Origin of the sequence: Candidatus Poriferisodalis sp. (assembly GCF_965262965.1) — a bacterium.
In the GTDB taxonomy this organism is placed as follows: domain Bacteria; phylum Actinomycetota; class Acidimicrobiia; order Acidimicrobiales; family Poriferisodalaceae; genus Poriferisodalis.
Genome location: NZ_OZ253573.1, coordinates 685,535 through 700,456, shown reverse-complemented (window position 1 = coordinate 700,456; position 14,922 = coordinate 685,535). Strand labels below are relative to the sequence as shown.

The 14,922-nt window shown below is 62.3% G+C and carries 12 protein-coding genes; 10 read left to right on the top strand and 2 right to left on the bottom strand.

Annotated elements, in window-relative coordinates:
• The first annotated feature begins 31 nt into the window (after positions 1 to 31).
• From ACQY5K_RS03280 to ACQY5K_RS03265, 4 genes are all read left to right on the top strand, one after another.
• Complete coding sequence (locus tag ACQY5K_RS03280) at positions 32 to 1,792, top strand: AAA family ATPase (protein ID WP_428120028.1); 1,761 nt, start codon at positions 32 to 34, stop codon at positions 1,790 to 1,792.
• 97 nt (positions 1,793 to 1,889) lie between these two features.
• The gene (locus ACQY5K_RS03275) at positions 1,890 to 2,903 is read left to right on the top strand and encodes an AAA family ATPase (RefSeq protein ID WP_428120026.1); all 1,014 of its coding nucleotides are present in this window, start codon (positions 1,890 to 1,892) and stop codon (positions 2,901 to 2,903) included.
• A 105-nt stretch (positions 2,904 to 3,008) separates the two neighbouring features.
• Positions 3,009 to 4,694, top strand: a complete 1,686-nt coding sequence (locus ACQY5K_RS03270; RefSeq protein ID WP_428120024.1) for a DUF1156 domain-containing protein — start codon at positions 3,009 to 3,011, stop codon at positions 4,692 to 4,694.
• Positions 4,695 to 4,810: 116 nt separating this feature from the next.
• Entirely contained in the window at positions 4,811 to 5,806 is a 996-nt protein-coding gene (locus tag ACQY5K_RS03265) for a hypothetical protein (RefSeq protein ID WP_428120022.1), read from the top strand.
• A 103-nt stretch (positions 5,807 to 5,909) separates the two neighbouring features.
• On the opposite strand, the gene ACQY5K_RS03260 is transcribed toward ACQY5K_RS03265, so the two are convergent.
• On the bottom strand, positions 5,910 to 6,236 hold the full coding sequence (locus ACQY5K_RS03260) for a hypothetical protein (RefSeq protein WP_428120020.1): 327 nt from the start codon (positions 6,234 to 6,236) through the stop codon (positions 5,910 to 5,912).
• A 514-nt stretch (positions 6,237 to 6,750) separates the two neighbouring features.
• On the opposite strand from ACQY5K_RS03260, the gene ACQY5K_RS03255 reads away from it, so the two are divergent.
• The 6 genes from ACQY5K_RS03255 (at position 6,751) to ACQY5K_RS03230 (ending at position 14,065) form a co-directional block, all read left to right on the top strand.
• A complete protein-coding gene (locus ACQY5K_RS03255; protein ID WP_428120018.1) occupies positions 6,751 to 10,026 on the top strand; it encodes a DUF499 domain-containing protein in 3,276 nt (1,091 codons plus the stop codon).
• A gap of 129 nt (positions 10,027 to 10,155) precedes the next feature.
• Positions 10,156 to 10,662 carry a hypothetical protein gene (locus ACQY5K_RS03250; RefSeq protein ID WP_428120016.1) on the top strand — a complete coding sequence of 169 codons (507 nt, stop codon included), beginning with the start codon at positions 10,156 to 10,158 and terminating at the stop codon, positions 10,660 to 10,662.
• Positions 10,663 to 10,864: 202 nt separating this feature from the next.
• Positions 10,865 to 11,854 (top strand): hypothetical protein, encoded by a 990-nt coding sequence (locus ACQY5K_RS03245; RefSeq protein ID WP_428120014.1) that lies wholly within the window; start codon positions 10,865 to 10,867, stop codon positions 11,852 to 11,854.
• Positions 11,855 to 11,962: 108 nt separating this feature from the next.
• Entirely contained in the window at positions 11,963 to 13,390 is a 1,428-nt protein-coding gene (locus tag ACQY5K_RS03240; protein ID WP_428120012.1) for an NAD-dependent succinate-semialdehyde dehydrogenase, read from the top strand.
• A 106-nt stretch (positions 13,391 to 13,496) separates the two neighbouring features.
• Positions 13,497 to 13,919 (top strand): hypothetical protein, encoded by a 423-nt coding sequence (locus tag ACQY5K_RS03235; protein ID WP_428120010.1) that lies wholly within the window; start codon positions 13,497 to 13,499, stop codon positions 13,917 to 13,919.
• Positions 13,916 to 14,065, top strand: a complete 150-nt coding sequence (locus ACQY5K_RS03230; protein ID WP_428120009.1) for a DUF5615 family PIN-like protein — start codon at positions 13,916 to 13,918, stop codon at positions 14,063 to 14,065. The genes ACQY5K_RS03235 and ACQY5K_RS03230 overlap by 4 nt, the downstream gene beginning before the upstream one ends.
• 4 nt (positions 14,066 to 14,069) lie before the next feature.
• Here ACQY5K_RS03230 and ACQY5K_RS03225 read toward each other — a convergent pair whose 3' ends face one another.
• On the bottom strand, positions 14,070 to 14,864 hold the full coding sequence (locus ACQY5K_RS03225) for a class II aldolase/adducin family protein (RefSeq protein ID WP_428120007.1): 795 nt from the start codon (positions 14,862 to 14,864) through the stop codon (positions 14,070 to 14,072).
• Positions 14,865 to 14,922: the final 58 nt, after the last annotated feature.

Below are 14,922 nucleotides of genomic sequence, written 5' to 3'. Positions count from 1 at the left end.
TCGCTCGGCCACGACGGAAGGAGGTCTGCAGATGGGGCGTGCGTCAAGATGGTGGAAATGCGATTTGCAGATCGCGACACCCCCGTGGAATTTTCGCGTACCGCCAGGAACCACGGCGGACTGGTCCGCGGAAGCGGACTGTCGCGCGTTTGCCGAACAATACGTTCAGGCCATTTGCGCACATGGGATTGAGGTTGTCGCGCTCGCCAATCACAATCGCGCCGATTCCTGGATCGACTACATGAGGGATGCAGCGGCTGATCAGCTTGTGGTGCTGCCCGGCATGGAAATCACCAGCGGCTCCGGCCAAGACGGCGTGCACCTGATCATCATTGGTGCACAGGATTGCGCAACAGAAGATCTAGAGCGCGTGCTCTACGGTCCATGCGGCTACAGCGCGGATCATCCGCTGTTCTCCGAGACCGGAGAGCCACTGCCGAGTCCTCGGACGTTAGGGCAGATACTCGACGAACTCGGGGAGGACTTCCTCGTCATCGCTCCTCATGCGCTTAACGATAACGGCATCGCATCGGAAAGCACTGTCAAGGGCAGCCTCCGATGGAAAGCCCTTCATCACCAGCGGCTCAATGCGATTGACGTCGGCACCTCGGGTACTGGTGCTAGCAGTGGCTCTTTCAACAGCCGCTTCAGAGGCAGAGAACTGAGTGATTTCCCATGTCTCGAGTGGATGCCATTCGTCGCGACATCTGATGCATACAAATTGGATGATCTCGGTGGCAGATTCACGTGGATTCGAATGGCAAGCCCTACTATTGAAGCTCTTCGACAAGCGTTTCTTGACCATGAGGCGAGAGTTATTCCGTCTTGGGACCCTCGCGTCGCGAACGAGCAATCGCCCAACGATGTAGGCCACGCTTGGATAGAGAGTATCGAATTGAGTGGCATATCGAATTCGACCAAGCGCTTGAGCGTTGAATTTGACCCGCATCTCAATGTAATAGTCGGCGGACGTGGCTCCGGCAAGTCGACGATCGTCAATGGACTTCTACAATCCTACGGTTCTCCTGAGCAACTACCCCCTGCAATCCAAAATGAATGCAGCGAGTTTGCCCAAACAGTTCTCAAGAACGGGCAAGTCAATACGACGCACAGGCTTCCGACGCCAGAGCCCAACGACACTCAACCTCTACAGAAAGCCGTTTGGAAATACGACACAGGGAGCCTTACTGAACGCTCGACCGGGCCATCGACACTCACGGAGTTTTCGGCTACGATCATTTGCCAGAAGGAATTGTTCGAGCGTACCAGTTCGGCGGCAGGGGATCCTGAAAAGGCCTCGGCCAGCCTCTTGCAACTTGTCGACAGTTGGGCGGGCATAATTGGCACGAGTAGGACAACGCCCAGTGACCTCTTGCGTCGTATGGAGAGCGCACGTCGGGATTTGGAGGCGTCAATTCGGACGCGCGTGGAAGCAGAATCCGAAGGTAGCCAACAACAACGTGACGCTATCCAGGGTCGCATTGACGATGTTCGCACCCAATTGCAGTATTTTGATTCTGATGCCGCGACCGAACGACGCGCAGGGCATGAAGAGGCCAGAACGATTCAGCATGAATATGTAGCCATTATTGAAGATAGACAAGACGCTTTCCGAAGAATTAATACGCTCGTAGGGGAAAAGCTAGCTGCCGCTCTAGACACGCCTGCTATCACCGTCGCTCAGTTAGCGGATGTCAATACAAGCGCCCGGTCGGTAGTCAGTGACGTAACGAATACGATTCTGGGAGCGCTTAATGAGGCCATTGACCGCTTAGCAGTTAGCAGAAATTGACGCCAACTATCGGTCCACTGACTGGTGGCATGGAGTTGAAGCGAGACTCATCGACACTACAACCTATCTTGATGAACTAGCGCATGCGGGCCTTGATGTGGAAGGCTATAGTGCACTTTTGGCGAACCTTGAGGCGCAAGAAGTGCATCTGCGCACCATCGAAGCCAGATCTGCAGAATTGGTGGGTTTATTAGAAGTGGAGGCTACGGCAGAGGATGCTTTGGCGAGTCTCCGCATCGAGCGAAGGTCAAAGCGGCAACAGGTTTTTGACGCGGCCCAATCGGACGGAACGTTACGCTTTGATGTGCTGCAAGAATGCGATTGGATTAGTTGGTCCGATGAACTTCGACGCCTAATGGCGTTACGGACGGACGGTTTCTTGAATGAAGTACCTCAACTCGCAAAGTGGTTATGGGAATCTGATAATGGAGAGAATATTGAGCGAAAACGGCGCCTTGTCTTATGGAAGCAGAGTTTACTGAATGGAGAATTCCGTGATCTTGCTGGTGAGACCGGGATACGACAGCAGTTTTGGAGTCGTTTGGGTGATATGGAGCTCACGCAGCGAATCGCTATTGCAGCTGCAATACCGGACGACATAGTGAAGATGTCATTTCTACGAGAGGGCCAGAGTCCAACTGATGCGGATGCTTGGCAGTCGGTGAGTACGGGCTCGCCAGGCGAGAGAAGTGCGGCGATGTTGGGCCTAGTGCTGGCTTATGGCGAGGAGCCGTTGATCTTGGATCAACCTGAGGATGACCTCGATACGGCCCTCGTGACCGAGCTGGTGGTGCAGCGAATTCGGCGGTGCCGATCACGCCGACAGGTGATCGTAGTCACGCACAATGCGAATATTCCGGTCAATGGAGACGCGGAACGCGTGTGTGTGCTGCAGAACCGGGGAGGTGCGCTGGTCATTGCGTCAGCGAATGGTAGCGATATCGACGGTCCAATCGAACTTAGCGCTGTACGTGAATCGATTCAAGCGATTATGGAGGGTGGAGTCGCTGCATTCGTTGCCCGAGAACGGCGATACAACAACGAGTTCAATCGTTACAGAACTGCTCGGGGTGAACTTGCTGGCCGATACCACGGACCTATTGAGACATGAGTGGCCCGAGTCGTGGTTCTCCTACTTGTCGGCCACAATATCGAGGAAGCGGACCTGTAGAGATAGTGTCGCTGTGGAGCGATTGAGGACAGGCAGGGCTAGCGGATGAACCCGAAGTTGATTGAAGTGGCGTTGCCGTTGGCGACGATTAACGCTGAAGCTGCGCGAGAGAAGTCAATTCGACATGGACATCCGTCGACGCTCCATTTGTGGTGGGCGCGGCGGCCGTTGGCGGCGGCGCGGGCGGTGATCTGGTCGTCGCTGGTGGATGATCCGTCGGCCGAGGGGTACCGGGACCCATACGGCAATCTGCTGCCGACCGTGGAGGCACAAGAGGTGGAGCGGCAACGATTACACGGGATATTGGAGCGGTTGGTCAAGTGGGAGAACTCCAACGACCCTGAGGTGCTCGCTGAAGCGCGGGCTGAGATCGACCGGTGCTTCCCGGATGGGCCTCCGCCAATGCTCGATCCGTTCGCCGGAGGAGGGGCGATCCCGCTGGAGGCCCAGCGGCTCGGGCTGACCACGTTCGCCGGGGATCTGAATCCCGTAGCAGTGCTCATCAACAAGGCCATGATTGAGATTCCGTCGCGCTTCGCCGGGTTGCGGCCGGTGCATCCCGACGTTGACAGGAGCCTGACTACGTGGGAGCGGGCCCAGGGGCTGGCCGCCGATGTGGGCGCCTACGGTCGTTGGATGCGCGACGAGGCTGAGCGGCGCATCGGGCACCTCTACCCCAACGCCACTGGCTCCAGCGGCGAGAAGCTCACGCCGATCGCTTGGATTTGGGCGCGGACGGTGAAATCGCCCGATCCGAGTTGGTCGGGACATGTGCCCCTCGTCGCGTCGTGGACGCTTTCTAAGCGGAAGGGCAAACCGACGATCTGGATCGAGCCCGTCATCGACCGCGATTCGATGACGATCAGCTACGAGATCCGAATGGGGGGAAATCCAAGCGTCGGTCGGACCGTAAGCCGGGCCAATGGAACGTGCATCGCCACGGGCGCTGCCATTCCGGGAGCGAGGATCGACCGTGAGGCAGCGGATGGCCGTATGGGCGCAGTTCCCATGGCGGTCGTTGCGCAGGGTCCGGCTGGTCGCCTGTACCTCCCGATAGCCGCAGAGGACGCTGCGGCCTTCGCTCGCTCGTCCCTCGAGCGGGAGATGGTGGACGAGTCGAGTCTGCCTCACGGACGCACACGTGGCACGTTTGGTGGCAATGCGCAAGGGCGCTACTACGGCTTCTTCGAATTTGCGGACTATTTCTCTGATCGACAGCTCGTTGCCCTAACAACGTTCTCCGCATTGCTCCAGCAGATCTCATTGATGGTCGAGGGAGACGCAGTTGCCGCTGGCGTGGCAGACGATGGCGTGAGGCTACGAGATGGCGGTCGTGGTGCTCCGGCGTACGCGGACGCGATCGTGACATACCTAGCGTTTGTGATTGACAAGTGCGCAGATTACTGGTCAACCATTTCCACCTGGAGTAACTCGGGTGAGTTTGTCCGCGGCACCTTCGCACGTCAGGCGATCCCGATGACTTGGGACTTCGTGGAAGTCAACCCGTTCTCGGCATCGACGGGAAGCTGGAAGTCGATGACCGGCTGGGTCGTCAAGGCGATCGAACAACTCGCTGCCTCTGGCACCGACGGCAAAGCCGTCCAAATGGATGCACGAGCCCGGATGCGCGAGTCGCCGGAGGCTGCGTTGTCGACCGACCCGCCGTACTACGACAACATTTCATACGCGGACCTTTCCGACTTCTTCTACGTCTGGCTGCGGAAAACCTGACCAGAGTTTGGCCAGACGAGTGCTCGACGCTATTGACCCCCAAGTCCGAGGAACTGATTGCCAATCGGTACCGTGCCGGCTCGAAGAAGCAGTCAGAGGCGCACTTCGAGTCTGGAATGGCCGAATTCATGTCCGAAGTCTCAGCTGGTGCACGAGCAGATGTCCCGACCACCGTCTACTACGCCTACAAGGCCACAGAGACAAATGAAGGCGAGATTCGGACGACCGGTTGGGACACATTTCTGCAGGCCATCCTCGACGCAGGATTGCAAGTGACGGCCACATGGCCTATGCGCACGGAGCGGCCGGGGCGCATGCTGTCAGTCGGCACGAACGCTTTGGCGTCTTCGATTGCCTTGGCTTGTCGTCCGCGTCTTGAATCCGCAACGATGGCAACGCGTGGAGAGTTCATCGCAGCGCTTCGTCGTGAAATGCCGGAGGCTGTGCGCCTCTTGCAGTCGGGCAACATTGCTCCGGTCGACATGGCCCAATCGACGATCGGTCCCGGTGTCAAGGTGTTCTCTCGATACGCCCGAGTCGTGGAGGCCGATGGATCCTCGATGCGAGTATCAGCGGCACTGTCGATCATCAACGATGTGCTGGGTGAAGTGCTTGACGGCGAACAGGCAGAACTCGACCGGGACACGCGATTCGCACTCACATGGTTCGCCGAGCACGGGTACGGCCCGGGGTCAGCTGGAGACGCGGAAAGCGTGGCCAAGGCAAAGAACACCTCGCTCGACGGCATCTCGGAGTCGGGTATCGGCGAGGCTCGTGCAGGCAAGTTCCGCTTGTACGAGCGGTCGGAGCTGGATGCCGACTGGTCTCCGACTGAGGATGACCGATTTACCGTGTGGGAGGCGCTGCAGTATCTCGTTGCTGCCTTGGAACAGTCTGAGTCCGAAGCGGCCGATCTGCTGCACACCTTGGGCGGCAACGGCGATCGGGCTCGCCAGCTCGCCTACTTGCTCTATCAGAAGGCCAACGATCAGGGTTGGGCTGCCGAGGCCAACGCCTACAACAGCCTCATCACCGCATGGCCGAGCCTGCGCGAAGGCGCCCTCGCTGCCGCAGCCCGCTCCGCAGGGCCGTCTCAGCAGCAGTTGCTCTGATCGCTGCCAGAGCCGGCGCCGGGCCAAGGTGAGCGTGCCGGTTCGCGAGCCGACGCCCTTGACCGCAAGCAGCCGGGCCGAGCGGCACGGCCAAGAGGCAGACTTACCCGCCTGCGAATCGCGGCTCAGCCTGATCGGCGTCGTCCGCGTCGCTGTAGCGCTCTTGCGCCGTCTCGATCGTCATCCCCAAGAGTTCGGCGATGCGTTCCCACGAGGACCCGGCTGATCGGGCATCGGCGACGAGTTCACGGATCCGGTCGTGATCGGGGTTCGCGGTGGCAGCGGCGCGCTGCGCTGCGCACATCAGCCAATAGTCAGCGGCCGGGTACGCGGGGTGCTGCGACAGATCGACCGATTCGAAATAGTCGGCGAGAGCTTCGCTTTGCGCCAGTGTCTCTTCGACAGTCCACGTGCGGGTGGTCGATGTCATGGCAGTTGTTCCGGATACTTGCGACGGGTTGTCATCGCATGGAACACGACATCGCAGCTCACATCCGGATGGTACCGAACGCCGATCTCGAGTGGCGAACCGTCCCGTCGTGGCCCTGTCAGCATGAAGGAGTCTCCATCGATGTAGTGAAGCCCGGTTGCGTTGCGGTAGGCGTGAAGGATGTCGGCAACAGGCACACCGTGGCGACGCGCCGAGGCTGAGATTCGAACGCTGTGAGGAGGTGCGTCCACGAGTTTGGGACCGTACGCAGTCGGCACTGCGCAGCAAAGCGAATTTCGTGACCAATCCCACGGCGGCTTCCGCTTCGCACGCAGCCGTGACGCGCCGTCGTTGCTCTACGTGAGCGCTGGCACGCTCACACCTGGAGGGCATTGACAATTGGCGCGAACGAATCCGATTCTCCATGTCGTATTGAGACGGTGCGTGATGTGGCACCGCAGTGGAATGATTGGGCGGCGGCGTAGGTCGCCGGTCGTCAGGAGGCGCGCAACCGATGGTGATGGCGAACGCTGAACGGGTATCAAAGGCGCTCGACCTGTTGGGTGACGGACTTCGGCCGAAGTGTGAGCAGACCTGGCAGGGGTTTTACGGCGACGACTGGCTCGCAGCACTCCAGCGCCAGATGCACGACCGCGACCAGAACTCGTCCACGACCGATATTGCTTTCATGCTTCGCGGCATGAAGGCCACTTGGAACCAGATCTTCGGGCACGGCTTCTCGGCGACGATCCGATCGCTCGTGTTCGAGGTGGCTGATGCCCGCAACAACTGGGCGCACAAGCAGCAATTCACTACCGACGACACCGCGCGGGCCCTTGACTCCATGGAGCGATTGCTTGAGGCGTTCGGAAACAGTGACGAGCGGCAGAAGATTCGCGGGCTGCGCCGCGACCTCATGCGGCAGATGTTCGACGAGGAATCACGCGCCGAACGGCGGCGGACTGCAGCCAAGCCCACCGAGGGGCAGCCGCTGGCCGGCCTGACGCCGTGGCGAGAGATCATCACACCTCACGCCGATGTGGCGACGGGCCGTTTCAATCAGGCGGAGTTCGCTGCCGACCTGTACGAGGTCTCCCAGGGACGCGCCGACGACGAGTACCAAGACCCCGAGGACTTCTTCGCCCGGACGTACCTCACCGCTGGGCTGCGGGACTTGCTGGTCGGGGCGACCCGGAGACTCTCCGGCGGCGATGGCGACCCGGTCATCGAACTGCAAACCAACTTCGGCGGCGGCAAGACCCACAGCATGATCGCGCTGTACCACCTCGCTTCCGGTATTCCTGCGACGAGTCTGCCGGGCGTCTCGGAGATGCTGGCCGAAGCCGAGCTCGAGCTGCCCCTCCAGGTCAACCGGGCCGTGCTTGTGGGACAGGTCATGTCGGTGTCCCAGCCCAAGCAGGTCAGCCCCGGAACGGCGTTGAACACCATGTGGGGACACCTCGCCTACCAGCTGGGAGGGCAGGAGGGCTACGAACTGGTCCGCACTGATGACGAGGCCGGTACCAACCCGGGCGAGTCGCTGCGTGAGCTGTTTCGGCGCTATGGCCCTGCAGTTGTGCTCATCGATGAGTGGGTGGCGTATGCACGTCAGCTGCCCGACGCCGGGCCCGAAGGTCGCAGGGTTGCGGCGGGCGACTTCGACACGCAGTTCACCTTCGCCCAGGCGCTCACCGAGGCAGCGGCGGCAGCGGACAACGTCGTGGTGCTCATCACGATCCCGGCATCTGACATCGAGACCGGCGGGCCGCGAGGACTTACGGCGCTGGAACGCCTGAAGAACGTCGTTGCTCGCACTGCGACTCAGTGGCAGCCGGCTACCGCAGACGAGTCGTTCGAGATCGTGCGAAGGCGGCTGTTCGATCCCATCGCTCCCGACAAGGCACGGGTGCGCGACGGCGTCATACGCGCCTTTAGCGAGATGTACAGCGATGCGGCGGGCGATTTCCCCTCTGGCACTGGAGAGGCTGACTACCGGCGGCGGATGGAGCTGTCGTACCCGATTCACCCGGAGCTGTTCGACCGGCTCTTCGAGGACTGGTCGGCGTTGGACAAGTTCCAGCGCACCCGTGGCGTGCTGCGGCTCATGGCAACCGCCATCTCCCAACTGTGGCAGCGCGGCGACCAATCGCTGCTGATCATGCCCGGCAACCTGCCCATGGACTCAGGCACGGTGGCCAGCGAGCTGAAGAAGTACCTCGAGGAGGGCTGGGATCCGGTCATCAAGTCCGATGTGGACGGCCCCAACGCGTTGCCGCTGCGCATCGACAGCGACTTCCCCCACTTCGGCCGGCTGTCTGCCACCCGCCGTGCAGCCCGCACTGTGTACATGGGCTCAGCCCCCCGTCCCGAGGGCAAGAAGGGCGTGGACGTCAAGTCGGTCGTATTGGGGTGCGTGCAGCCGGGCGAGCCCGTGGGGCAGTTCGCCGACGCGCTGCGGCGCCTGTCGGACCAGGCCACGCACCTCTACCTCGATGGCTCGCAGTACTGGTACTCGCTGGTCCCCAACGTCACACGCATCGCAGGGGATCGAGCGGCCTCGAACTTCAGCGACCTTGACGCTGACGACGAGGTGCGGACCCGGAGTGCCGGCCAGCGTGACCGGGGCGATTTCGTTGCGATGCATCCGTTCGCAGCGGGACCGGGCGATGTGCCCGACAACGACGACGGTACGCACCTGGTCGTTCTGGCACCCGATGCGACTCACTCTGCGGGTGATGAGAACTCGCCCGCAGTGAAGCTGGCGGCGCGCATTCTTGCCCAGCGCGACGCAGGTCCGAGGCTGAACCAGAACCTGCTGGTGTTCGTGGCGGCCGCGGCGAACCGGCTGGCTGAGCTGCGTGTTGCTGCCCGCTCGTTCTTGGCGTGGCAGTCGATCGTCGACGGTCACGAATCGCTGGATCTCACAGCGCAGCAGAAGCGCCAAGCCGACAGCAAGCTCGCAGATGTCTCCAAACAGGTTGACAGCCTGATTGCCGAGACATTCACCCAGGTGCTCGTTCCGTCCCGCGCACCGGGTACGGCTGACATCGTCTGGCAGACAACGAAGGCATCCACCGCCGGTGACCTTGGCGAGCGGGTCAGCCGCAAGCTGGCCAGCGAGGAGAAGCTGATTGCCCGCTACGCCGGTGTGCGCATCCGCATGGATATCGACCGTTCCAACTTGTGGTCTGAGCGAGGCGACATCGCTGTCGGGGAACTGTGGGACGCCTATGCGCGCTTCCCGTACATGCCCCGCTTGAAGTCTCGGGAGGTCCTTGAGAGCGCCGTCAGCGACGGTGCCGCCAATCTCAACTGGCAACAAGAGACGTTCGCCTATGCCGAGGCGCACGACGGCAACAACTGGGTCGATCTCCGCACCGCTGAGCACGTTGATCCGACAGTCGGTGGCCTGATCATCCATCCCGACCGTGTGCCGCAGGTCGTGGAACTCGAAGCACAGGCGATCAGGGCGAACATCGGGCTAATTGCCCCGGTTCTCGATGCCCGAATCAGGGTCGAATCTGCGGAGGGGGAGGCCGACACGGACGATGTTCCCGAGGGCCGATCAGCCACCCGAACCCAGTTCTACGCTCACTTTCAGCTCGATCCGGTCCGTGGCATCAAGCAGCTGGGCGACATCCTCGACCACATCGCCGCACACCTCGGCCCCAACCTTGAACTAGCGCTTGAGGTCCGCGCAGAAAATGCCGACGGGTACAACGACGCCACTCGTAGAACCGTCAGCGAGAACGCCCAAAATCTCAACGCCCAAGCCACCGAATTCGAATAGCAGCGCACCGACCAATTGCTCGGGCTGAATTGAACTCAGGCGAAGAGCCGGTCTGCGACGGTCTTGGCCGTTCAGCGTCAGTTCGATTATTCCAGCCGGTCAATTCGTAAGCCGAGTTAGGTTGCGTCGATGGTCGCTCTCGGTGACGCGGACGGGTACAAGCTCGCCTACGAAGCGGGCCTCCATGCCGTAGCGGAGCAAGCATCCATACTGCGTGAGACCCGTGATCGGGCGGGCGCGTTGCTGTCGGTCGCAGCCGTGGCTGGTGGACTCGCAGCAGGTCTGTTCTTCACCGATGACCGCTCAGCCGATATCGGTTGGCTTGCATTGGCCGGCGCTGTGCTCGCAGTGGCGGGCTTTTCCGGGATCGTGTTGTCGACGGTCATGATCTGGCGACCGGTCGAGGGCCAATTTGTCCACGATGCTGGCGTGATCGTCGGCTCATACATTGAGGGAGATCCTCCGGCTGACTTGCCGGAACTCCATCGCGAGCTCGCGCTCTGGCTCGGGCATCAGACGGATTTCAATCGACATCAGCTGAGCATGCGGCTGAAGTGGTTCAACCGGGGCTTGCTATTCTTGCCCGTAGAAGTCGTCGGCGTCATTGTCGCTCTGGGAGATACTGCTCATGGCTAGGAAAGTGCAATCAAGCCCAAAGAAGACGCCTCGGCCACAGCCAAAAAGGCCAGTAGCGCCTCCGCGACCGACGCGCCCCAATCCGGGTGTGTCGGAGAAGCGGGGAGCGCGGTAGCAGTTCTGGCAAGATCGTGAGCCGCAGGGCTATCGATGGCCACCCGGCTACGGTCTCCGCCGAGATCTACACACAAGGCAGGCGTTTATGGGTATCGCGATTCCATTTCCGGAGACGCTGCCACGGGGTTACGAGTGGCTCGATGATGAGCCGGTGTTCAATCCCGACCGGCATCTGCAGCTTGAAACGCCAGCCGAAGTCCTCATGTTGGCTGACCTCGGCTATGACGATGCCGAGATCGCCACGAAGGCCACGCCGGTGGCGCTGTCGTCGCCGTTCCGGATGCTGAGCGACGAGGGCGCAGCGATCATGCTGGACACGGCCCGGCGCCTGCGGTGTTTCACCCGTCCGGCAGGGGAGCGGATCGAGCGGACGGTGCGCGGCGGCTGTTACCGCTCACGCTGGTTGCGCGACGTGTGTCTCAGCCCGGAGGTGACGGCGCATCTCGAAGCGATCTACGGCATCGAGATTGCCCCGCACCCGATGCCGGTGCATCTTGGCCACCTCAACTACGAGCCGTCACAGATCGACAGTCCCATCGACAAGTGGCATCACGACACGCTGCCCCTCGACTACGTGCTCGCAGTAACCGACCCAGCCGAGGTCGCCGGTGGCCGCTTCGAGTGGTTCTGGGGCACCAAGCACGAGGCTGCCGAGCTTGCCGATGCCGGTGAGCGAGTCCCGCTTGACCGCACTGTCGCTCCCGACTTCCCAGGACCTGGATACGCCGTCGCGCTGCACGGTGACATGGTGGTCCACCGGGCCGGACCCCTCGATGAGATGTGCGAGCGGATCTCCATGGTGAACGGCTACGTGGCGACCGACGTCGCAGTCGACGAGCAGAGTCGCACGTCCGACCTCATCGACATCGACGACCACGAGGTGCTCTGGACCGAGTGGGCCAAGTTCGCTGCGTGGCGGACCCAGGGGCGCTTGGCTCGCCTCGTTGAGGAGATGGAGTTCACCTCCGACCCTGACGTCGTCATTGACGAGTTGGAGAACGCGATCGGCGACGCACAGCGCGCTGTCGCCGAGATGCGCGCCCGCGAGCGCGGTCTCCAGCACTACGGCGACTGATCACACCACAACTCGGACGCGTCAGCCGGGCTGCCGTTTGGGTCATCCCGCCGAGGCCATGTCCTGACGGTGGCGCGCAACGAACGGCAGATTTGCGATGCTGGCCCGATGCAGACACAGATGCTCATTGGAGGCAGCTGGCTGGCTGGAGACGCAGCAAGCCGGATTGACGTGCTCGACCCTGCCACGGGCGACGTCGCGGCGAGCGTCGCAGCCGGGACGCCAGCAGACGCAGCAGCTGCGTGTGACGCAGCAGCCGCTGCGCAGCCGGGTTGGGCCGCCGCGCCACCGCGTGTCCGCTCGGAGATCCTTCGGGACTCCCACCGCATCCTCATCGAGCACACCGACGAGCTGGCCGATCTGATCACGCTCGAAAACGGCAAGCCCCGCGCCGATGCAGTGGGCGAGGTGGCCTACGCAGCGGAGTTCTTCCGCTGGAACGCGGAGGAAGCCGTGCGCATTCACGGCTCGATCAGCGTCGCCCCTTCGGGCGCGAACCGCATCATCACCCGGCACCCACCCGTCGGTGTCGTGGCGATGATCACGCCGTGGAACTTCCCCGCAGCGATGATCACCCGCAAGCTGGCACCGGCGCTGGCGGCCGGCAACACCGTGGTCATCAAGCCGCCCCGCGAGGCCCCGCTGACCTCGTTGCGGGTTGCTGAGCTGCTGGGCGAGGCCGGCGTGCCGCCTGGCGTGGTCAACCTGGTGCCGACGTCGAACTCTGGCGCCTGGCTCGACGCTGTAGTGGACCACCGTGCGGTGCGCATGATGTCGTTCACCGGCTCCACCGAGGTTGGCCGAGTGCTGTTGAAGCGCTGTGCCGACCGGGTGCTCAAAGTGGTGATGGAACTCGGCGGCAACGCGCCGTTTGTCGTGTTTGCCGACGCCGACCTCGAAGCTGCCACCTTCGGCGCCATGGTCGCGAAGATGCGTCACTCGGCCGAGACATGCACCGCTGCGAACCGCTTCTTCGTGGAAGCACCCGTGCACGATGAGTTCGTCGAGCGACTGGCGACAGCCATGGGCGATGTGAAGGTTGGAAACGGCCGTGACCCCGGTGTCGGCTGCGGGCCGATGATCAATGCCGCGTCAGTGGAGAACATCGATCGGCTCGTGCGCGCGGCGATCGACGGGGGAGCCCAAGCCGTTACCGGCGGCCGCGCCATTGACGGCCCGGGCTTTTTCTACGAGCCGACCGTGCTCGGTGGGGTCGACCCGGCGGCGCCCATCACCCGAGAAGAGATCTTCGGCCCCGTTGCCCCGATCTCCAGCTTCACCGACACCGACGCCATGATCGCCGCCGCCAATGACACCGAGATGGGCCTCATCGGCTACGTCTACACCCAAGACCTGGCCAAGGGCTTGGCGGTCAGCGAGCGAATCGAGGCCGGCATGATCGGCCTGAACCGGGGCGCCGTATCTGACCCCGCAGCACCCTTCGGCGGCATGAAGCAGTCAGGCCTCGGCCGCGAAGGCGCCAGCGAGGGCATTTACGAGTTCTGCGAAACCCAGTACATCGCCGCCGAGTGGTAGCTCCGAGTGCCTCGAGCGTCACCAGCTCTTTCCACAATCGGCGAATTCAAGATCACGAAGGGAGTACATCGCGCTACGGTGTAGCGCGAGCAGTGGAGATGTACCGATGAGCCGTCCGACATCGTTGCGGTTACCAGACGAGTTGCGTGTGCGGCTTGAGAATGAGGGCCGGCAAATCGCCACACCCGTCGCCTCGCTTGCCGTCTCGCTGCTTGACGAAGGACTCAAGATGCGCCAGTTCCCGGGCATCGTGTTTCGCGACGGCCCCGCCGGTCGCCGAGCCGGGTTGGCTAAGGGGCCGGATGTTTGGGAAATTGTCCGCGATCTCAAGCGTGCGCGCGGCACGACCCTCTCACGTGTCGATCTCGTTGCGGAGGAAGCGGGACTCGCGCCCGAAGCCATCGGGCTTGCCGCCGACTACTACGCAGCGTTTCCTGACGAGATCGATGCTCGGATCGACATGAACGAGAGGGTCGCCGCCGAGCTGCGCGAAATTGCTGAGAGACGCGAGCGCTTGCTCACGACGTGAGATGGTTGCTGGACGAGATGTTCCCGCCTGCTGCCGCAGCCGAACTGCAGCGACTCGGCCACGATGCCCGAGGCGTCGCTGCATCAGCGTTGGCGGGATCGCCCGATGCCGTACCCCGGCCCACACTGGCCGTGACGGCCGGCTGAGGGTTCAGTCGAGGAAGCTGGGGTCGCGCTCGACCATCTTGTCGTAGATGGGCTGGTAGCTGAACCAGCCGCCTAGGGGGCTGCCGACCTGTGCGGCGGTGTGCTTGGCTGACTCGTGGCAGATCGGGATTGGCGTGCCAGCGGCTTCGGCCAGCAGCTGGCTTTGGCAGGTGCGCTCCATGGTGATGAACCACCACGCTGCCTCGTCGACGGTGCTGCCGACGGTGAGCAGACCGTGGTTTTGGAGGATCACGGCCTTGCAGTTGCCAAGCGCTTGCCCGATGCGCTTGCCCTCTGAAGTGTCGAGCACGACTCCGGTGAAGTCGTCGAATAGGGCGTGGTCCTCGTAGAACGCGCACGCGTCCTGGGTGAGCGGGTCAAGCAGGCGACCCAGGCTCGACCACGTCTTGCCGTAGAGCGAATGAGTGTGTGCCGCGGCGATCACGTCGGGCCGCGCCTTGTGCACCTCGCTGTGAATGGCGAACGCTGCCTGGTTCAGTGGATAGCGCCCCTCGACGATGTTGCCGTCGTGGTCCACGAGCAGCAGGTCCGACACCTTGATCTGGCCGAATCCGACGCCGAAGGGATTCACCCAGAAGTGATCGGTCAGTTCTGGGTCTCGTGCGGTCACATGTCCGGCCACGCCCTCTTCGAAGCCGAACAGCGAGAACGCCCGGTACACCGAGGCCAAGCGCTCCTTGCGGTGCTGTCGTTCGGCTTCGATCGTGTCGAAGGTCGGCGCGTTGGGAATCGGTATCTCCGTGAAGGGGTCCGCGGCGGTGTCAGAAGTCGTTGTCACAGGGGTAATCGTAGAGCGCGCAGCCTCCGGCGACCGCAGGACCGGGCCACCTACAGTC